The organism is Aestuariivirga sp. (assembly GCF_047602625.1).
Taxonomy (GTDB): Bacteria; Pseudomonadota; Alphaproteobacteria; order Rhizobiales; family Aestuariivirgaceae; genus Aestuariivirga.
Genome location: NZ_JASGGV010000002.1, coordinates 907,020 through 926,680 on the forward strand (window position 1 = coordinate 907,020; position 19,661 = coordinate 926,680).

Below are 19,661 nucleotides of genomic sequence, written 5' to 3' on the forward strand. Positions count from 1 at the left end.
CGGGACACAAGAGCATTGAGAAATGAGCTTTTTGCTCAGTCAGATAGCAAAAGCCCGGCCATTCGCTCGTTGGTGATCAAGCCGTTAATCAGCTTGCCGCGCAGCGCGCCGCGAATGGCCTGAAACCTTGGGATCGCCATGCCCAGCCCGATCACCTGCCGCGTCACCGGCTGCTCCAGCGGCACCGACAGCACGCGATCATTGGTGAGGCCCTCGATCAGCCGGCCTTCGGAATCAAACGCCCAGCCGACGATTTCGCCCACCGCCCCGCCGCGCACCAAAGCCCGCACCTCATCCGGGCGCACGAAGCCATCGCGCAGAAGGGCGGCACTTTCATCGACCGTGCCAATGCCGACGAAGGTGACATCCGCCTGATGCGCAAGCTCGATGACGTTGCGCAGCGTCTTCTGCGCCAGCAGCAGCGATTTTTCGTGCACGGTATTGGCGATGACCGGCAGCGGCATGGGATAATGCGGTGCCTTCACGCGCTCGCCGACGCGGCTCACCACGTCGAATTGCGAGGCCGATCCGTCGGGCGCGATATTGCCGACCAGCGACACCACCTTGTGCTGCGGGCAATCCATGGGGCTCACCTGCTCGGCCATGGCGCGCAGCATGCGCCCCGTGCCCATGGCGACGATGACGGGATGGCGGGAGACGAGATAACGCTCAAGCTCCGCCGCCGCTGCCTGCGCCACGCCCACGGTTTCAGAGGTCGATTCCGGATCGGCGGGCACCACTTCGCAGAAGCCGAGAGAGTAGGCCTGTTTCAGCCGCTCCGACAATTCGATGCAGCGCCCGATGGGATGATCGAGCCTGACCTTGATGAGCTTTTCACTCACCGCTAGCGACACGAGGCGCTGCGCCGTCTGCCGCGACACGCCAAGCTTGCGGGCGATCTCGTCCTGCGTGTTGCCTGCAATGTAATAGAGCCAGCCGGCGCGCGCCGCGTCATCAAGCCTGTCGCTTTCGATGTCTGTCCTGCGGGCCACGGCCAGTTATCCTTGAAGTGCGGCCTGTCTTATCCGCCGGGCGCGGCGCGGCAAAGGCCCAATTTGGAAAAATACTTACCAAGCTGATCCATGCCATGGATCACCTCATCGGGATGAAGCTCATTCGGCAGGCGGTATCCGGCATGGATATGGGCTCCGCCCGCGAAATGCCAGACGGCGATCCCTGCGGCTTGCGCGGCGCGGATGCCCATTTCGCTGTCCTCGATTGCAAGACAGGCCGAAGGATCAGCGCCCATCCGCGCCGCGGCGTGAAGAAAGAGATCGGGCGCGGGCTTGCCGTTCTTCACCTGCGCGGCGGTGAAGCACCGACCTTCGAAATAAGGCGCAAGGCCCGTGGCCGCGAGCGACACGGTAAGCCGCTCGATGCTGCTGCTGGTGGCGAGGCAATAGGGAGCCGTCATGTTGTCCAGCACCTCTTTCACCCCCGCCATGGGTTTCAGTTCCTTCTCCATCTTGGCGAGCAGCCGGGCGCGGTAGCGCATCTGGAAATCATCCGGCAGCGGGCGGCCGAAGCGTTCGAGCACGCGCGTGGCAGCGGAGGCAAAGCTGCGGCCAAGGAAATCGCGCTGGAAGGTTTCCGTGGTGACGGGAAGCCCCTCCTCCTGCATCATGCCCATGAGGACCGAGGCGCTCAGCATTTCGCTGTCCACCAGAACGCCATCGCAATCGAAGATGACCAGTTCAAACCGGCTCAAAACTTTAGCGCCTCCCAACGCTCACGCACATTGTCCGCCATGTTGCCGGTGAGCGCCAGCCCTGCATTGGCAATCGTCCTGCGCCTGTGCAACACTCAATCGATCACAAGGAGCCATGATGCCGAACGACGCCAATCCCCACTGGATCTACAACCAGACCATCAAGATGTTCGCCGCCGAAGCCTCCCCACCCTTCGAGGATGACGGCGAGCTGACGCAGCACTGGGGCAAGGTGTGGGGCATCGACAATGATGTGGGGCAGATCCGCAGCATTCTCGTGCACCGGCCCGGCCCTGAAATGAAAATCGTCGATCCGGCCAAGCGCATCGCCGAGATCGGGTCTTACGGCGACCTCAAAGCCGGATGGTATTTCCAGTCCGATACGCCGCCCGATATTCCCAAGATGCAAGCCCAGCACGACGCCATGGTGAAGGCGCTGGAAGCCGCAGGCATCGACGTGCATCACGTCGAGGGTGTCGACAGCACCAGGCTCAAATCCTGCTACACCCGCGATCCGCTGATCATGGTGAAGGGCGGCGCCATCGTCTGCCGCATGGGGGCGCGCATAAGGCGGGGCGAGGAACTGGCGATCACCCGCACGCTGGCGAAGATCGGCGTGCCGATCCTCCGCACCATTTCCGGCACCGGCATCATGGAAGGCGGCAGCTTCGCGTGGATCAATTCAACCACCGCCGTGATCGGCGTGGGCGTGCGCGTGAACCGCGAGGGCGCGGAACAGGTGGGCGAGGTGCTGAAGCGGCAGGGCGTGGAACTGCTCATCATTCCGCTCACCGGCTATGACATCCACATCGACTGCGCCTTCCTGATGATCGACAAGGATCTGGCGCTGGTGAACCCCTTCGGGCTTCCCTATGATTTCATGGAAGAGCTGAAGGCGCGGGGCGTGAGGCTTGTGGAACTCGATCCGGCGGATGATCCGTGGATCAACAATTCCCTCGCCATCGCCCCCGGCAAATTGCTGATCCCCGAAGGCGCCACCAACCGCACCCTCGACCGGCTGGCAAGCCACGGCGTGACCTGGAGCACCATCCCCTACGCCGCCATGCACAAGAACGGCGGCGGCATCCATTGCTCGACCACGCCGCTGAGGCGGGATCAGGTGTAACAATTTGTCTTCGCCCCGCGCGAGCGGGGAGAAGAAGGGGACCCATCGCTCTTGCGATGGGGGAGAAGAGGGGCACCCGGTCTCTTTGTGAGAACATCCGTTGGCCCCTCTCCTATCCCATCGCGTTGCGACAGGCCCCTTTCCTCTCCCCGCTATCGCGGTGCGAGGACATCAACTCACTCCACTGTCGTCTCGGGTGCTGCGATGTGGACGGCGAGGAGGCAGCCGTTGGGGGTGTGGGAGCAATGCTCCGTACCGTCACGCAGCCAGACGAGATCGCCCTTCCTGAACACCGTGCCGTCATTCTCGATCAGCTCGCCCTCGAGGATCAGGAACTGCTCATGGCCATTGTGGCGGTGCGGGCGCGTCGTCATGCCGGGGGGCATGCGGTAAACGTGGAAGCCGATGCCCAGCGGCGCGTCATCGTTCAGTTGCAGCACCTCATCGCCCAGCTGCAATCCGTCGTCGAACACGAAGGGCTTGTAATCAGCCTCGAAAATATTGGCGATCCGGCGGTCTTGCGGCTTGACGTCGCGCATGGGGAGAGGCCCTTCCTCAACAGCATGAAAACGGCAGATAATCATTAGACGCTGGCGGTGCCAGCCGGTTGGAAATCTGCCATGAAGTCTCTTGCAACGCCAGTATTTCCCGTTACAGTCAGGAACAATAGTTTCCGTTCATGAAATATAATCGGAGGAACGCATGCCCCTGAGCTGGAGATTTTCTGCCCTTGGCGACCGTCACCGGGCGCTCGGCTCGAAGCTGGAAGACTGGAGCGGCATGGGCACCGCCTGGACCTATGACAAGGACATTTACGCCGAGCACATCGCGGTGCGCACCAAGGCGGGGCTGATGGATGTCTCTGGCCTCAAGAAGGTGCATCTCGTCGGGCCGCACGCCATCGCCATCCTCGAATACATCACCACGCGCGACATGACGAAGGTCTATCCCGGCAAATCCGTCTATGCCTGCATGCTGAACGACCGCGGCATGTTCACTGACGACTGCATCGTCTACCGCACCGGGCCCAATTCCTGGATGCTCGTACACGGCTCGGGCTCGGCGCATGAGGAAGTGGTGAAGCAGGCGGCGGGCCGCAACGTGGCGGTTCTCTTCGATGATGACCTGCACGATCTTTCGCTGCAGGGGCCGCTGGCCGTTGATTTCCTCGCCAAGCATGTGCCGGGCATCCGCGATCTCAAATATTTCCACCACATGCAGACGACGCTGTTCGGCGCGCCGGTAATGATCTCGCGCACCGGCTACACCGGCGAGCGCGGCTATGAGATTTTCTGCCGCGGCCAGGATGCCGGCAAGATCTGGGATACCATCCTCGCTGAAGGCAAGGACATGGGCATCATCCCCTGCTGCTTCTCGGTTCTCGATATGCTTCGCGTGGAAAGCTATCTGCTGTTCTACCCTTATGACAATTCGCAGATGTATCCCTTCGCCAACGAACAGCCGGGCGACAGCCTGTGGGAACTGGGCCTCGACTTCACCGTGAGCCCCGGCAAGACCGGCTTCCGGGGTGCCGAGGAACATGCACGTCTCAAGGGCAAGGAGCGCTTCAAGATTTTCGGGCTCCTGATCGATGCGGACGGCCCCGCCGACCTTGGCGACGAGGTGTGGGCGGATGGCAAGAAGGTGGGCGTCATCACCTGCCCCAGCTATTCCAAGCTGACCAAGAAGAGCATGGCGATCATGCGCGTCGATGTGCCTTACGCGAAGCAGGGCACAAAGCTTGAGGTGAAGGGCAAGAACCTGAAGGCCAAGGCGATCGCCCATACCATCACCTTCGATGATCCCGAGAAGAAGAAGCGGACGGCGGTTGGATAGGAATTCGTCTGATGCTGGTTGCCGGAATCAAGAGCCGCCCCGTCTATAAGGGCTTCGAGATCGATCCGCATGCGCGGCGGCATCTCTTCGTGCTGGAAGGCGAAGGGGCGCTCGCCCTTCTCGACAGGCTCTCGGGCGGGCCAGCCGATGTTCTGGCGAAGACCGAAGTTCTCTACGCGCCCTCGGCCTCCAAGGGCCACGGCCGCGAAGAGGCGCTGATGGCGCTGGGCGCAAAGGATGTGTGGATGGCTCCTACCATCCCCGTGCTGCTGAACCGCTTCAACGTGATGCTGCAGACGGCGCACATGGGGCTCCGCATCTATATCGCGGGCACCGAAGGTTTCATCGGCCAAGCCATGAAGGTGGCGATGGACCATGGCGTTGATTTCAACTCGCTGGTCACCGAACACCGGGGCTCCGCCGCCCGGCGCGTGCAATGCGTGCATTGCAAGGGCATCACCGAGAACGTGACGGTGAGCCCCTTCATCTGTTCGCATTGCGGATTGCCGCTGCTGGTGCGCGATCACTATTCGCGGCGCCTCGCCGCCTTTCAGGGCGTGAACATCGATGCCGAGGAGCCCGGCACCGCGCCCCCGCCCGAGGAGCTTTTCCCGTGACGATCAACACCGAAATGCAGGTGCGTGTGGCGAAGATCACGCAAGTGGCCGACAAGGTGCGGCGCTTCCGCTTCGAGCGGATGGACGGCGAACCGATGCCGGTGTTTTCCGGCGGTGCGCATGTGATTGTGTCGATGCGCGATGGGAATGTGCTCAGGCGCAATCCCTATTCGCTGATGTCTTCGCCCGCCGATTCGGAAGGCTATGAAATCAGCGTGCTGCACGTGGAGAAATCGCGCGGCGGCTCTTCCTTCCTGCACGAGAAACTGAAAGAGGGCGATACGCTCATCCTCAGCCAGCCCGTCAATCTCTTTGCCTATGACCATCGCGGCAAGAAACACATCATGATGGCGGGTGGCATCGGCATCACGCCCTTCATCGCCATGATGGACCAGATGGAGCGCGAGGGCCGCGCCTTTGAACTGCACTATGCCGTGCGCACCCGCACCCACGGCGCCTATTGGCGGGACTTGCAGGAGCGCTATGGCACGCACCGCATCAAGATTTACTGCGATGCCGAGAAGCTGTTCATCCCGGCGGAGGAGATTCTGGCCAACCAGCCGCTTGGCACGCATCTCTATGTCTGCGGCCCCGCCGGCATGATCAATGGCGTGCTGGGCAAGGCACGGGAGCTCGGCTGGCCGTCGCAGAATCTTCATTCGGAAGAATTCCTGGCGCCGCCGCCCGGCATGAAATTCCGCGCCAATTTAAGGCGCTCGGGCAAGGTGATCGAGGTGGCGCCGCATCAGAGCATTCTCGAGGCGGCGGAGGCGGCGGGCGTTGACGCGCCCTATCTTTGCCGCGGCGGCGCCTGCGGGCAATGCGAAACCCAGGTACTCGCCTGCGACGGCGAGATCGAGCACAATGATCATTATCTGGAGCCTGAGGAAAAAGCCTCCGGCCTCAAGATCATGATCTGCGTCTCGCGCATCAAGGGCAACGAGATCGCGCTCGATCTCTAGGGAGGAAGGCTCATGAATATCACCTTCAAAAACGAGAGCTTCCGCGACGACTATACGTTCCGCAACAGCCCGGACACCATCCGCCGGTTTCCGTTCCCGTTCCACGAGGACAAATACATGTATGCGGTGAACATCGAACCGCATGTGCCGGCAGGCCCTCCCAACCACGCCTATAACAAGCTGATCGACGTGGACGAGCATTTCGTATCCGAGATGCACGACCGCGACATCGTGCTGAAGCAGGATCCGCTGCGCTATCAGGCCCTGCCCCACATGATGACCGCGCAATGGGACACGTTGGAACTGCTGATGGAACAGCAGGCGGCGGGATACCCCGAACATTTCTCGCTGGAGAAAGACGGCGACCGCTGGCGCTGGATCAACCGCCCGATGGGGATCGACCAGACCTTCACCTTCGGCGATGCCTCGACCCTGCCGATGGAGCCGCTGGAATATATCACGAGGCAGGCACAGGGCGATTTCGTGATCGTCGACCAGCGCGACGGCAATCTGTGGTGCGACGCCGGCATGGTGACGACGCAGGCCGACTGGTCTCTCGACTTCGACATCGGCATGAATTTCATGGAATGGCACGGGCCCGTGCCGCTGGCCCACAACATGGGCGTGTTCGACCGGGCGCTGAAATTCCTGTTGAACCTGCAACTGGGCAAACCGGTGCGCCGCCTGAACTGGACAATGACAATCAATCCCAGGCTCGACACCAGCCCCGAGAACTATCACAAATGGGGACCGGACCGCGCCACCGTGACGCCCGAGAACGTGGGCAACAAGGTGCATCTGCGCTGCGAACTGCAGAGTCTGTGGCGGCTGCCCCGCTCCAACGCCATCCTTTTCGTGATCCGCTGCTATCTCCTCAAGATGGAAGAGCTGGTAACCATTCCTAAATGGGGCCGCCGCTTCCACCGCGTGCTGCGCGACCTGCCGCCCGAACTCGTCGATTACAAGGGTCTGACGCGCTACCGCCCCACGACGATCGAATGGCTGTCGAAATATGATGACGGCCAGCCCACCAGCCCCGGCATCTATCCGGAATGAAAACAAAATAATTCAGGGAGAGAACATGACACGCGTTGCCGTCATCGGAGCCGGGCCTTCGGGCCTTGCCGCACTCAGGGCGTTCCAGTCCGCCGCCAAGAAGAAGGCGAAGATTCCCGAGGTTGTCTGTTTCGAGAAGCAGGGCGACTGGGGCGGGTTGTGGAATTACACCTGGCGCACCGGCCTTGATGAGTTCGGCGAGCCCGTGCATGGCTCGATGTACCGCTATCTGTGGTCCAACGGGCCCAAGGAATGCCTGGAATTCGCCGACTACACATTCGAGGAGCATTTCGGAAAGCCCATCGCCTCCTACCCGCCGCGCGCCGTGCTGTGGGACTACATCAAGGGCCGGGTGGAAAAGGCCAAGGTGCGCAAATGGGTGCGCTTCAACACGCCGGTGCGCATGGTTACCTGGGACAAGAAGAAAAAGAAGTTCCTCGTGACGGCGCATGACCGCCCGAAAGACAAGATGTACACGGAGGAATTCGACAACGTCATCTGCGCCAGCGGCCATTTCTCGACGCCGCATGTGCCGTTCTTCCCCGGCCTCGACAAGTTCAATGGCCGCGTGCTGCATGCCCATGACTTCCGCGATGCGTTGGAGTTCAAGGACAAGGATGTGCTGATCGTCGGCCGCAGCTATTCCGCCGAGGACATTGGCTCGCAATGCTGGAAATACGGCGCCAAATCCGTCACCACCACCTATCGCTCAAAGCCCATGGGCTTCAAATGGCCGTCCAACTTCGAGGAGCGGCCGCTGCTGCAGAAGGTTGAAGGAAAGACCGCCTTTTTCAAGGACGGCACCACCAAGGAGGTGGACGCCATCATCCTCTGCACGGGATACCAGCACTATTTCCCGTTCCTGCCGGAGGACCTTCGCCTCAAGACGGCCAACCGCCTGTGGCCGGAAAATCTCTACAAGGGCGTGGTGTGGCAGGACAATCCGAAGTTCTTCTATATCGGCATGCAGGACCAGTTCTACACCTTCAACATGTTCGACGCGCAGGCCTGGTACGTGCGCGACATCATCATGGGCCGCATCAAGCTGCCGAAGCCCGACGCCATGAAGAAGGATTGGAAGAAGTGGCTGAAGCGCGAAACGAAACTTGAAAATGCCGAGCAGATGATCTGGTTCCAGGGCGATTATGTGAAGCAGTTGATCGACGCCACCGATTATCCGAGCTTCGACATCGAGGGCGTGAACAAGACCTTCATGGTGTGGGAGCACCACAAGATGGATGACATCATGGGCTTCCGCAACAACTCCTACCGCTCGCTGATGACCGGCAATGTGAGCCCCAAGCATCACACGCCATGGAAGGACGCGCTGGACGATTCTATGGAAGCCTATCTGCGCAACGGCTGACCGGGCGCAGGATCATGGATGATGTGGCCGACCCGCGCTTCCGGGTTCTGTTCGAGCCTGTGAAGATCGGGCCGGTGACGGCGCCCAACCGCTTCTACCAGGTGCCGCACTGCACCGGCATGGGCTATTCCCATCCGATGACGCTGGCGGCCATGCGGGAGATCAAGGCCGAGGGCGGCTGGGGCGTGGTGAACACCGAATATTGTTCAATCCATCCGTCCTCGGATGATTTGCCCGCCCCCTTCTGCAGCCTGTGGGACGATGGCGACATCGTCAACATGGCCGCCATGGCCGACGGCGTTCACCGCCATGGCGCACTGGCGGGCGTGGAATTGTGGTATGGCGGCCAGCGCTCGTCCAACAATCACTCGCGTCTTGCCACGCTGTCGCCCGTCAGCATGCCGGTTTCGCAAGCGCCATGGCAATCCCAGCGGATGGACCTGGCCGATATCCGCACCTATCGCGGCTGGCACCGCGATGCCGCGCGGCGCGCCCGAACGGCTGGCTTCGACATCGTTTATGTCTATGCCGCCCACACCTATCTTCTCGGCCAGTTCCTCGATCCCGCCGGCAACCGGCGGAGCGATGACTATGGCGGATCATTCGCCAACCGCACGCGCCTGCTGCGCGAGGTGCTGGAAGAGACCTGCGAAGAGATCGGCCAGAGCTGCGCCGTGGCTCTCCGCATCGAGGTTCTCAACGAGGATGGCGGCGGCAGGGACGAGCGTTCGGAGCTTCTGCAATCCCTCAGCCCGCTGGTGGACCTGTTCGACGTGACGATCCCCGATTATGCGGTGGAAATGGGCGTCTCACGCTTCGTCAAGGAAGGCTCGCTCGAGACTCATGTTGCGCATGTGAAGGCGCTGACCGGAAAGCCCGTGGTGTCGGTGGGCCGCTTCACCAGCCCGGAAACCATGCTGGGACAGATCAGGCGCGGCGTTCTCGATTTCATCGGCGCGGCCAGGCCTTCGATCGCCGATCCTTTTCTGCCGTCCAAGATCAGGCACGGCGCGTTTGATGACATTCGCGAATGCATCGGCTGCAATGTCTGCTACGCCATGGATGGGCTTGGCGTGCCGATCCGCTGCACGCAAAACCCCACAATGGGCGAGGAATGGCGGCGCGGCTGGCATCCCGAACGGGTGAACATCTGCCGCTCGCCCGAGCCGGTGCTGATCGTGGGAAGCGGGCCTGCGGGCCTTGAAGCGGCTATCACGCTCGGCAAGCGCGGCGTGCCTGTGCTGCTGGCGGAAGCGGAGAATGAACTGGGCGGCCGTGTGACGCGCGAGGCGCGCCTGCCGGGCTTGAGCGAATGGGCGCGGGTGCGTGACTGGCGCGTGCAGCAGTTGTCGAAGCTGCCGGCTGTCGAGATTTTCCGCGGCAGCCGGATGACCCGGCAGGATGTGATCGACACCGGGGTCAGCCACGTGGTGCTGGCGGCGGGCAGCCGCTGGCGAAGCGACGGACTGGGCCGCAGCTCCGTTGCCCCGATTGCCAGCTTCAATGATGCCCGGGTGTTCACGCCCGACCGGATCATGACGGGGGAACGCCCGTCCGGCCCTGTGGTGATCTTCGACGATGAGCACTATTACATGGCAAGCTGCCTGGCCGAGCTTCTGGCGCGCGAAGGCCATGAAGTGACCTTCGTGACATCGGGCAGCATGGTGGCGCCCTGGACCTCGCACACCATGGAGCAGGCCCGCATCCAGGCCTCGCTGCTGGACCTCGGCGTCACCATCATCGTCAGCCACGCCATCACGGGCCTTGGCGCGGAGACCGCGACGCTCACCTGCCTCTATTCCGGCGCATCGCGCGGCCTGCCCTGTGGCGGCCTCGTCTCCGTCACCTCGCGCCAGCCGGAAGAAGAGCTCTGGCATGACTTGCAGGATGCAGGGCTTGCCAGCCTCTCGCGCATCGGCGACTGCAAGGCCCCCGGCCTGATTGCCCAGGCCGTCTATGACGGCCACGCCTATGGCGAGAACTATGGGCTGGCACCTGCGGAGCGCGCGGTGCGCCGCGAACGGGTGGTCATCGGCGCGTGAGCGTCAACTGCGCGGGCGGGTCTTCTCCGGATCATAATGCGAGAGCGGCACGATGCGGGCGGGAAAGCGCTTCTGCAGCCCGTCGAGCTTGCCGATTTCCACTTCGGTGCCAACCTCCGCGTTGAGCGCATCCATGCGGGCCAGCGCGATAGTCTTGCCGAGGATGGGCGAGCGCATGCCGCTGGTGACGACGCCAACCTGCGCGCGGCCGATGTGAACGCAATCGCCATGGCCCACGCTGTCGTTTGACAGAATGTCGAGGCCGACGAGCTTGCGGCGGGGATGCGCCTTGCGCTCGATGAGCGCCGCCTTGCCGATGAAATCATCCGTCTTGGTCTTGAGCGGCACGGTGAAGGCGATGCCCGCCTCAAAGGGATCGGTCTCGGAGGTGAATTCATATCCGGCGAAAATCAGCCCGGCCTCGATCCGCACCATGTCCAGCGCTTCAAGGCCCATGGGCTTGAGGCCATGCTTCTGGCCCGCCGCCCACACGGCATCGAAAACCGCCGCGGCGTCCTTCGGATGGCAGAAGATTTCGTAGCCCAGTTCGCCCGTATAGCCGGTGCGCGAGACGACGATGGGCGCGCCCTCGAAATGCCCGATGCGCGCAACGGCGAAACGGAACCACTCAAGCTCCGTGATCGACGGCTGGGCGGGCGCCGTCCAGACGATCTCTTTCAGAATCTCGCGGCTGTTCGGCCCCTGCACGGCAATGTTGTGAAGCTGGTCCGTCGAGGAGCGCACCCACGCCTTGTAACCCATCTTCGCCGCCTGCTCGCGGAGCCAGATGCCGGAATAATCATCGCCGCCGATCCAGCGGAAATTATTGTGGCCGAGGCGGAACAGCGTGCCGTCATCGATCATGCCGCCGTTCTCGTAGCACATGGCGGAATAGACGACCTGCCCTACCGAGAGCTTGCGCACATCGCGCGTCAGGCAATAGTTGAGCAGCGCTTCGGCATCGGGCCCCGTCACCTCGAATTTGCGCAGGGGTGAGAGATCGAGCACCACTGCCTTCTCGCGGCAGGCCCAGTATTCCTCCACCGGCCCATCATTGTTGAAGCGCTGCGGCAGCCAGTAGCCGCGATACTCTCCAAAATTCCGCGTGAGCTTCGAGAAGCTGGAATGGAAGGCGGTTTCGCGCGTCAGCTGCGCGTCGGCATCAGGTGTCATGCGATAGGCCACGGCTCTCTGGAAGGTTTCGGTCTTGGCATAGGTGCGGACATGAATGTCTGTCGGGTCCCAGCCATTCGCTGCGTCAATATCATCCGGGCAGGATGAGGACACGCAGACGATGTCAGTCAGCGCGCGCATCAGCACATAGTCGCCGGGACGAGACCACGGCTCATCGAGATAGAGCTGGTTCAGGTGATTGATGTTGGTGTTGTAGAAATAATTGAGCGCTTCCCAGCCTTTTCGCGGCGCCACGCCATAGGGCTTGAGGGCGTGGTTGAAATTCTCCGTGCAGTTCACATGGCCGGGATAGCCCATGTCGTCGTAGTAGCGGCTGTTGCAGGCGGTGGCGAACGCGTCATGCCGCCCTACCGTGTCCTGAACGATCTCCACCAGCGGCTCGAACTCGCGGTCAAAGGCTTTGGACGGCAGGCCGGGCGTGGGATAGCTGCGGCCCAGAAGCGTGCGCGTGACGGTGGAATCAAGCGCCAGATCGAGGCCCTTTTCCACCTTGCGGGCGGAGAGCGCCTGAAAGTCCGTACACTGACGGCCAGACACGTCGATCACCTGGATATATTCGCCAGCCCTGACCAGATAGGCAGACGCCGTGGCGGCCCTGATGCGGATGTCGTGCAGCGGATCGGCCAATGGTTCAGGCAGAAGATCGGCAGGAGAGGCTTTCGATGCCTGTCGCGTGATGCGCAGTTCGATGTCGGTCGCCGTATCCTGTTCGCCGGGCAGCATGGCGCCGCCCGCCACCGCGACGATTAGCAGCCCATCGGCGGGAACGGTGAATTCCGCATGATCGCCGGGCATGGAGCTTTCACCGAACAGCCGCAGCGTTTCGGCTTTGCCCAGATCAATGCCGCGCCGCTCCAGCGCCAGCCGTGTGCGCCGCGCCGAATGGTGCGGGCGCGCCAGCATGGTTTTCAGGCTTTCGCCCTGCGTGGCGACGCGCGCGCCGAGAGCCGACGTCACGAATCGCCCTTGCGCATCGCAGAAGGCGATTTCACACGCCTGCCCGCCTTCGATGTCGGTCACCGAAAAGCGGTCACCCGCCTGAACGGGCACCACACTCGATCCGCCGCCGGGCACAAGGTAGCGTTCAACGCCGGGCGGCAGCGCCCGGATCCCGGGGCGGAAAATCTGGCTGGCGCGCGGCGCGCCGGGCAAAATCAGGTTCATGGCACCTCATTGCGGAATATCCCGGCACTATCTCACAGTTCCGCTTGACCGTCGATATAATGACAGTCACATTTGTTTCCTGAGGTTGTTGAGGGGGAAGCGCTGCCCATCCCCGTGGCCCAGGCCGGAAAACCGGCGGGCGCGGACCGGATGCGCGGCAAACTCATCGCCTTGGCTGGCCGGAACAGCCTGACCCGCGGAGAACGGGCAGCGCCGGGCGGCTTGCGCTAGGGGTCAACGGAGGAAATTTCGATGTCATCTGAAAAGGGCTCGGGCGAACTCGTCCGCGCATTGGACTGGAAGGGCGCCTTCTGGGTGGCGGCCGGCGTGCCGCCGCTCGTGCTGTTTTCCATCGGCGGCATTGCGGGCGTGGCGGGCAAGCTCGCCTTTGTGGTGTGGATCGTGTCGATGATCATGGGATTCCTGCAATCCTTCACCTACGCCGAAATTGCCGGCATGTTCGGCAACAAGTCGGGCGGCGCGTCGGTCTATGGCGCGACGGCGTGGCTGCGCTATTCCAAGTTCATCGCGCCGCTCTCGGTGTGGTGCAACTGGTTCGCCTGGAGCCCGGTGCTTTCGCTGGGCTGCGCCATTGCCGCAAGCTATATCCTCAATTCGCTCTGGCCCATTCCCGCCGCTGATTCGCAGGCGGTGCTGGCCTGGGTGGCGGCGCACACGGCGGACTACACCGCCACCACACAATCGGTGATCGACTATATCGCCGCTCACGCGGGAACGGCCCCAGCCGACGCGATCACGGCTGTGGCCACCGCCGATGCCGTCACGGCGCTCACGCCCGCGATCAGGACATGGAGCGTCTTCGGATTCTCCATTCCGCACATCGCCTCGTTCAACATCAATTCGACGTTCGTGATCGGCGCGGTGCTGATGCTGATTATCTTCGCGATTCAGCATCGGGGCATTCTGGGCACGGCCAACGCGCAAAAATGGCTGGCGATTATCGTGCTTGTGCCGCTGCTGCTCGTTGGACTTGTGCCGATCTTCGAGGGCAGCGTGAACTACGCCAACTTCTCGCCGCTCGTTCCGCCATCGAACGTGTATGTGACAACGGATGGCACATGGAACAATCCCGGCTGGACGCTTGTGCTTTCGGCCCTGTTCATCGCCGCATGGTCAACATACGGGTTTGAAACCGCGGTTTGCTACACGCGCGAACTCAAGAACCCGGCTGTCGACACCTTCAAGGCCATCTTCTTCTCGGGCCTTCTGTGCTGCCTGTTCTTCTTCCTTGTGCCATTCACCTTCCAGGGCGTTCTCGGGCTTGACGGAATGCTGGCGACGCCAATTGTCGACGGCTCCGGCATCGGCGAGGCGCTGGGCAACATGATTGGCGGCGGCAGGATCGTCACCCAGATCTTCGTGATCCTGATGATCCTCGCGCTGTTCCTGGCCATCATGACGGCGATGGCCGGCTCATCGCGCACCCTCTATCAGGGATCGAAGGATGGCTGGCTGCCGCGCTATCTCACCCATGTCAACTCTCATGGCGCGCCGACGCGGGCGATGGCGACGGACCTCGTGTTCAATCTTATCCTGCTCGCCATCGCGTCCGACGCCGGGGGATATTTCTTCGTCCTCGCGGTTTCCAACGTGGGCTATATCATCTTCAACTTCCTGAACCTCAACGCGGGCTGGATTCACCGCGTCGACTCCGGCCATGTCGAGCGGCCGTGGAAAGCGCCATCGTGGCTCATCGGCCTCAACACCATTCTGGCCTTTGTGAACATTCTGTTCCTCGGCGCTGGCGCCAAGGTTTGGCAGATCGTCGGAGCCAAAGCGGATGCGCCAAATCCCTTGTGGGCGGGGCTTTTCTTCGCTGCCCTGATCCTGCCGGTGTTCATATTCCGGCACTATGTTCAGGATAAGGGAAGATTTCCCATTGGTGCGCTTGACGATCTCGGCCTGAAGGAAGGCGACATGGGCGAGAAGAAGGCCGGCATGTGGCCCTATCTCACCCTGATCGCCGGGGCCATCGTGGTGCTGTGGGCCAACTGGTTCTTCGTGCTGCCGGGATAGGCTGGCACGCACCGCAAACAGAAAGGGCAGCCCGCAAGGCTGCCCTTTTCCATTCAGGCGACGGTATATCCCGCAGACGCCATCACCCGCAGCAATTCCTTATGGCCGATCTTCGCCATCTCGAGCGGCGGGGCTTTTTTCGGGTCCTGCTCGGCCTCGACCACGAACCAGCCCTCATAACCATAAGATACCAGCTTCTTCACGATGGCCTCAAAATCGAGCGAGCCATCGCCCGGCACCGTGAAGGCGCCCTTCACGACGGCATCGAGGAAGCTTTCCTTTGTGCGGTCCAGCCTGTCGATGACAGCTTTCCGCACATCCTTGGTGTGCACGTGGCTGATGCGCTTGTGATGCTTGTCGATGACGCGCAGCACATCGCCCCCCGCAAAGGCCATGTGGCCTGCATCATAGAGAAGCGGCAGGCCCTCGCCCGAATGCTTCATCAGCAGGTCAAGCTCAGGCTCCGTCTCGATCGCCGCCGCCATGTGATGATGATAGGCGAGCGGCATGCCCTGCTCCGCGCACCATTCGCCGAACGCCGTCATCTTGCGCCCGTAAACCTTGATCTCGTCTTCGGAGAGCCTGGGCTTGGTGGCGAGCGGCTTCGACCGGTCGCCCTGGATGCTCCGCGCCGTTTCGCCATAAACGATGCAGGGCGCCTTCATCGCTTTGAACAACTCCATCTGTGCCGCGATACGATCCTTTTCCTTCGCCAGATCGCCATCGAGCAGAAGCCCTGAGAACCAGCCGCCGCAGACGCTGATGCCGTATTGTGCCAGGATCGGCCCTAGGACCTTGGGGTCCAGCGGAAAACGGCGGCCCGTTTCCATGCCGGTGAAGCCCGCCACGCTGGCCTGCCTGAGGCATTCCTCCAGCGAAACGTCATCGCTCAGTTCCGCCAGATCGTCGTTCCACCATGCGATGGGGGCAATTCCCAGCTTCGCCTTCATGTCGAACTCCTGCCTGAAATCTCTCGCGCCTGCTCTAGTGAAACCGACCCCGCCTTGCAAGCGGCCCGGGGGCGGCGCATGGTCTGCCGGAACAGGACCACCCCAATGATCAGGCACAGCGTCGTTTTCCGGCTGAAGCATCCCAAAGGTTCGGAGGCCGAGAAGAGCTTTCTCAAGGCCGCCGCCGCGCTGAAGAGCATTAGGACCGTGCAGAACTTCGAGATGCACCGGGAAACCAGCCCGAAGAACAATTATAGCTATGGCCTCTCGATGGATTTCGAGGATCAGGCGGCCTACACTTTCTACAACGATCACCCCGACCATGTGGCCTTCGTGATAAACCGCTGGCTGCCGGAGGTTGAAGAGTTTCTCGAAATCGACACCGTGAAGATGGATACGCCATGACCCGTGAATTCCGTTCCACCGCCGGGACGCCGTTCGAGCGCGGCCTTGAATTCGGCACCGCCAACCGGGAGCAGATTGCCCGCAACATCGGCATTTACCGCGCCCGCTTCGACACGTTGGCGGGCGGCAGCTTCAACGTGATCCCGGCAGGCCAGCAGGCGCTGGCCGCCACGCAGGATTTCGCGCCGGAGCTTCATGCCGAAATGCTGGGGCTTGCCGAGGGCGCAGCGGTGGAACCGGCGATCATTGGCGCGCTCAATGCCCGCACCGAAATCCTGGCCATGCTGAAAGCACCGCAGCGCGGCGAATGCTCGGCCGTCATCTATCTTCCCCATGATGGCGGCCCGCCGCGCGCCGCGCAAACCTGGGACTGGGCCTATGTCTCACGCGACTCATGGCTGGTGTGGGAAATTCCTCTCGCTGATGGCAGCACCACAAAAACCATGACTGAATATGGCATCGTCGGCAAAGCGGGCCTGAACACCAAAGGCTTAGGCCTGCTGTTCACCATCCTCCATCATCAGGCGGACGGACAGCGCATCGGCGTGCCCGTGCATATTGCCGCCCGCGCCGCGCTGGATGGCGGCCGCACGCTCGCCGCAGCGGCGCAAATCCTCGTCCGCGCCGCTGTCTCGGCCTCAAGCTCCATCAACCTGATGAGCTTCGAGGGCGGAACTGGAATGGCGATGACGGTCGAGCTTTATCCCGGCGGCCCCGGCTTCGTGCTGCCCGAAGCCAATGGCGTCCTCGTCCACACCAATCATTTCCTCGCGCCCGAGCCTGCGCGCTGCGACACCGAGCCGAAACTGTTCCCCGACACGCTGCTGCGCCGCGACATTCTCATGCGGTCGCTGGCGCGGATGAATGATCCGTCAACGGAGGATATTCTCCGCGTGATGGCGAGTCACGTGGGGCAGGATGGCGCCGTGTGCTGTCATCACAACCCCGCCATTCCCATTGGCGAACAATATGAAACGCTCTCCACGGTGATCCCCGACGTAGCATCCGGCACCCTGCGCGTGCTGGACGGCGGCCCCTGCCATCACGTGAAGGAACATCACAAGCTGTCGCGCGTGGCGGCGGAGTAAAAAATCCGGCCCTCTACGAACTGTCATCCCGGCGCATGCCGGGACCCAGCCTTCGAGCTGTGTCCAATCGGAAAGTCTGGGCCCCGGCCTTCGCCGGGGAGACAGGTATAAACGGTCAAAGCTCCTCTGTCCGATACAGTGTCACCTTCAGCCCGCCATGCGCCACGGGCTTGCCGGGGGGCAGGAACGGCAATTCCGTCGCTTTTGCCAGCGCCGCATTGGTGGTGATGATCCCCACGCGCCAGCCGGTGAAGCGCTGCAGCAGCACTTTGCCGAGCGCCCCATAAAGCGCGAAGAGCGGCTTCATGTCACCGATCCGCGCGCCATAGGGAGGATTGACGATCACCAGCCCCGGCGGGCCTTCGGACGGCATCAATTCGCTGACGCCATGGCTGCAGAACTGCGTGAAATTTTCTACGCCCGCCCGCTTTGCATTGGCGATGCTCATGCGGACTGCGCCCTGATCGCGGTCACTGCCGTAGAAGCTGAATGCGGGAACGATGGTTTTGCGGCTGGCGCGGAGCGCATTCCAGCGCGCCGCATCGAAGGTCGCCAGTTTTTCAAACGCGAAGCTGCGCCCCCGCCCGGGATCGAGCCGCGCCGCAATCTCCGCCGCCTCGATGACGAAGGTGCCGGAACCGCACATCGGATCAACCACCGGCTCCTTCCCGTCATAGCCGCATTCGCGCAAAAAGAGCGACGCCATGGTCTCGCGCATCGGCGCCTTGCCCACCGCCTGCTTGTGGCCGCGCTTGTGCAGAAGTTCGCCGGACGTATCAAGGCTGAGCGTGCAGAGATCGTCCTCGATCCGCGCCATGACGGTGACATCAGCATCATCAGCCATCGCCGCGCCAAGCTCTTCACGGAGCGCCGTTGCGACGCGCTGAGCGGCAGCGCCTGAATGATAGATGCGCGAGCGCGAGCAGCTTGCCTCGACGCGCACGGGCACATCAGGGCGCAAGACCGCTGCCCACGGAAACGCCCGCGCCCGTTTGTCCAGCTGCGCCAGATGCGCCACGCGGAATGCGCCGATCCGCACCAACACCCGGCTCGCCCCCCGCAACACGAGATTGGCGCGCCATACATCGGGCCAGCCGCCGCGCATGAGAACACCGCCATGGACGGCCTTGGGAGACTTGAAGCTGTTGGCCTTCACCTCCGCGCACAGCGCCTCTTCGAGGCCCGGCACGGCGATAAGGAAGATTTCGAGATTGTTGGTGTGCGACATGAGGGCGGGATAGCCGAAAATTCCTGCCCCTTATACAGGAAAGCAGGACGGGCTAGCATCGCGCCGTACACTCTCTTTGCAATCCCTGGAACCCCACATGAATTATGATCTCCTGCCGAACCGCGCCACCTATCCGAGCCTCAAGGGCAAGCATGTGTTCATCACCGGCGGCGCATCGGGCATTGGCCGGGCGCTGGTTGAGCATTTCGCCGATCAGGGTAGCCTCGTCTCCTTCGTGGACATCAACGAGGCGGCGGGGAAATCCGTGGCCGACGGCATTGCGGCGCGCGGCAATCCGCCAGCCGAATTCCACCGCCTCGATCTTCACGATGTGGACGCGCTGCAGGCGCTGATCGCAGATCTTGGAAAAAAGCGTGGACCCATCACCGCGCTGGTCAACAACGCCGCCAATGACGACCGCCACAGGCTCGAAAATGTCACGTCAGATTATTTCGATGACCGGATCGCCGTGAACATGAAGCATCAGCTTTTCGCGGCCAAGGCCGTGCATCCGCAGATGAAGGCGGCGGGCGGCGGGTCGATCGTCAACTTCACCTCGATCACCTGGTCGGTCGGCGATGGCGATTGCGTGTGTTACGTGACCTCCAAGGCCGCCGTGTTCGGCATGACGCGGGCGCTGGCCACCGAACTGGGGCCAGACCATATCCGCGTGAACTCGATCGCACCGGGCTGGGTGATGACCGAGCGCCAGGTGGCGCTGTGGCTGGACGAGGCGGGCGAGCGCCAGATCGCCGAGCGGCAGGCGCTGCCCGGCAAGCTCTATCCGCCCGACATCGCGCGCATGGCGCTGTGGCTGGCGGCGGATGACAGCCGCATGTGCTCCAAGCAGATGTTCACCGTTGACGGCGGATGGATTTGAGC

At 62.4% G+C, this 19,661-nt stretch carries 17 protein-coding genes; 11 read left to right on the forward strand and 6 right to left on the reverse strand.

Translation table 11 applies throughout. From position 1 onward, the window contains the following. Window positions 1-35: 35 nt before the first annotated feature. The gene (locus QM694_RS09425) at window positions 36-992 is read right to left on the reverse strand and encodes a sugar-binding transcriptional regulator (protein WP_415006680.1); all 957 of its coding nucleotides are present in this window, start codon (window positions 990-992) and stop codon (window positions 36-38) included. Between the two features lie 29 nt (window positions 993-1,021). Further along, a complete protein-coding gene (locus QM694_RS09430; protein ID WP_415006681.1) occupies window positions 1,022-1,708 on the reverse strand; it encodes an HAD family hydrolase in 687 nt (228 codons plus the stop codon). Window positions 1,709-1,823: 115 nt separating this feature from the next. Here QM694_RS09430 and QM694_RS09435 point away from each other — a divergent pair, with 115 nt between their 5' ends. After that, on the forward strand, window positions 1,824-2,834 hold the full coding sequence (locus QM694_RS09435; protein WP_415006682.1) for a dimethylarginine dimethylaminohydrolase family protein: 1,011 nt from the start codon (window positions 1,824-1,826) through the stop codon (window positions 2,832-2,834). A gap of 176 nt (window positions 2,835-3,010) precedes the next feature. Here QM694_RS09435 and QM694_RS09440 read toward each other — a convergent pair whose 3' ends face one another. Further along, window positions 3,011-3,373 (reverse strand): cupin domain-containing protein, encoded by a 363-nt coding sequence (locus tag QM694_RS09440; RefSeq protein WP_415006683.1) that lies wholly within the window; start codon window positions 3,371-3,373, stop codon window positions 3,011-3,013. Window positions 3,374-3,536: 163 nt separating this feature from the next. Between QM694_RS09440 and QM694_RS09445 the strand changes: the two genes are divergently transcribed. Genes QM694_RS09445 through QM694_RS09470 form a run of 6 tightly spaced genes read left to right on the forward strand, consistent with a single transcriptional unit; the run spans window position 3,537 to window position 10,713 of the window. Then, on the forward strand, window positions 3,537-4,670 hold the full coding sequence (locus tag QM694_RS09445; protein WP_415006684.1) for an aminomethyltransferase family protein: 1,134 nt from the start codon (window positions 3,537-3,539) through the stop codon (window positions 4,668-4,670). 11 nt (window positions 4,671-4,681) lie between these two features. After that, window positions 4,682-5,287, forward strand: coding sequence for a dimethylamine monooxygenase subunit DmmA family protein (locus QM694_RS09450; RefSeq protein WP_415006685.1), 606 nt, complete (start codon window positions 4,682-4,684; stop codon window positions 5,285-5,287). Next, complete coding sequence (locus QM694_RS09455) at window positions 5,284-6,249, forward strand: PDR/VanB family oxidoreductase (protein ID WP_415006686.1); 966 nt, start codon at window positions 5,284-5,286, stop codon at window positions 6,247-6,249. Before QM694_RS09450 ends, QM694_RS09455 begins: the two co-directional genes overlap by 4 nt. A 12-nt stretch (window positions 6,250-6,261) precedes the next feature. Next, window positions 6,262-7,305 (forward strand): heme-dependent oxidative N-demethylase family protein, encoded by a 1,044-nt coding sequence (locus QM694_RS09460; RefSeq protein WP_415006687.1) that lies wholly within the window; start codon window positions 6,262-6,264, stop codon window positions 7,303-7,305. 25 nt (window positions 7,306-7,330) lie between these two features. Then, complete coding sequence (locus QM694_RS09465; protein ID WP_415006688.1) at window positions 7,331-8,671, forward strand: NAD(P)-binding domain-containing protein; 1,341 nt, start codon at window positions 7,331-7,333, stop codon at window positions 8,669-8,671. Window positions 8,672-8,685: 14 nt separating this feature from the next. Then, on the forward strand, window positions 8,686-10,713 hold the full coding sequence (locus tag QM694_RS09470; RefSeq protein WP_415006689.1) for an FAD-dependent oxidoreductase: 2,028 nt from the start codon (window positions 8,686-8,688) through the stop codon (window positions 10,711-10,713). A gap of 3 nt (window positions 10,714-10,716) precedes the next feature. On the opposite strand, the gene QM694_RS09475 is transcribed toward QM694_RS09470, so the two are convergent. Then, the gene (locus QM694_RS09475) at window positions 10,717-13,071 is read right to left on the reverse strand and encodes a DUF1989 domain-containing protein (protein ID WP_415006690.1); all 2,355 of its coding nucleotides are present in this window, start codon (window positions 13,069-13,071) and stop codon (window positions 10,717-10,719) included. A 252-nt stretch (window positions 13,072-13,323) separates the two neighbouring features. On the opposite strand from QM694_RS09475, the gene QM694_RS09480 reads away from it, so the two are divergent. Beyond that, on the forward strand, window positions 13,324-15,108 hold the full coding sequence (locus tag QM694_RS09480; RefSeq protein WP_415006691.1) for an APC family permease: 1,785 nt from the start codon (window positions 13,324-13,326) through the stop codon (window positions 15,106-15,108). A gap of 53 nt (window positions 15,109-15,161) precedes the next feature. On the opposite strand, the gene iolE is transcribed toward QM694_RS09480, so the two are convergent. Further along, window positions 15,162-16,058 (reverse strand): myo-inosose-2 dehydratase, encoded by an 897-nt coding sequence (iolE, locus tag QM694_RS09485; RefSeq protein ID WP_415006692.1) that lies wholly within the window; start codon window positions 16,056-16,058, stop codon window positions 15,162-15,164. A gap of 105 nt (window positions 16,059-16,163) precedes the next feature. Here iolE and QM694_RS09490 point away from each other — a divergent pair, with 105 nt between their 5' ends. Next, window positions 16,164-16,463: a Dabb family protein gene (locus QM694_RS09490; RefSeq protein WP_415006693.1), complete on the forward strand. Its 300-nt coding sequence runs from the start codon at window positions 16,164-16,166 to the stop codon at window positions 16,461-16,463. After that, window positions 16,460-17,551 carry a C45 family autoproteolytic acyltransferase/hydolase gene (locus tag QM694_RS09495; protein ID WP_415006694.1) on the forward strand — a complete coding sequence of 364 codons (1,092 nt, stop codon included), beginning with the start codon at window positions 16,460-16,462 and terminating at the stop codon, window positions 17,549-17,551. Before QM694_RS09490 ends, QM694_RS09495 begins: the two co-directional genes overlap by 4 nt. 115 nt (window positions 17,552-17,666) lie before the next feature. Here the strand turns inward: QM694_RS09495 and QM694_RS09500 are convergent, their stop codons facing one another. Beyond that, window positions 17,667-18,779: a THUMP domain-containing class I SAM-dependent RNA methyltransferase gene (locus QM694_RS09500; RefSeq protein ID WP_415006695.1), complete on the reverse strand. Its 1,113-nt coding sequence runs from the start codon at window positions 18,777-18,779 to the stop codon at window positions 17,667-17,669. Between the two features lie 97 nt (window positions 18,780-18,876). Here QM694_RS09500 and QM694_RS09505 point away from each other — a divergent pair, with 97 nt between their 5' ends. After that, complete coding sequence (locus QM694_RS09505) at window positions 18,877-19,659, forward strand: SDR family NAD(P)-dependent oxidoreductase (protein WP_415006696.1); 783 nt, start codon at window positions 18,877-18,879, stop codon at window positions 19,657-19,659. Window positions 19,660-19,661: the final 2 nt, after the last annotated feature.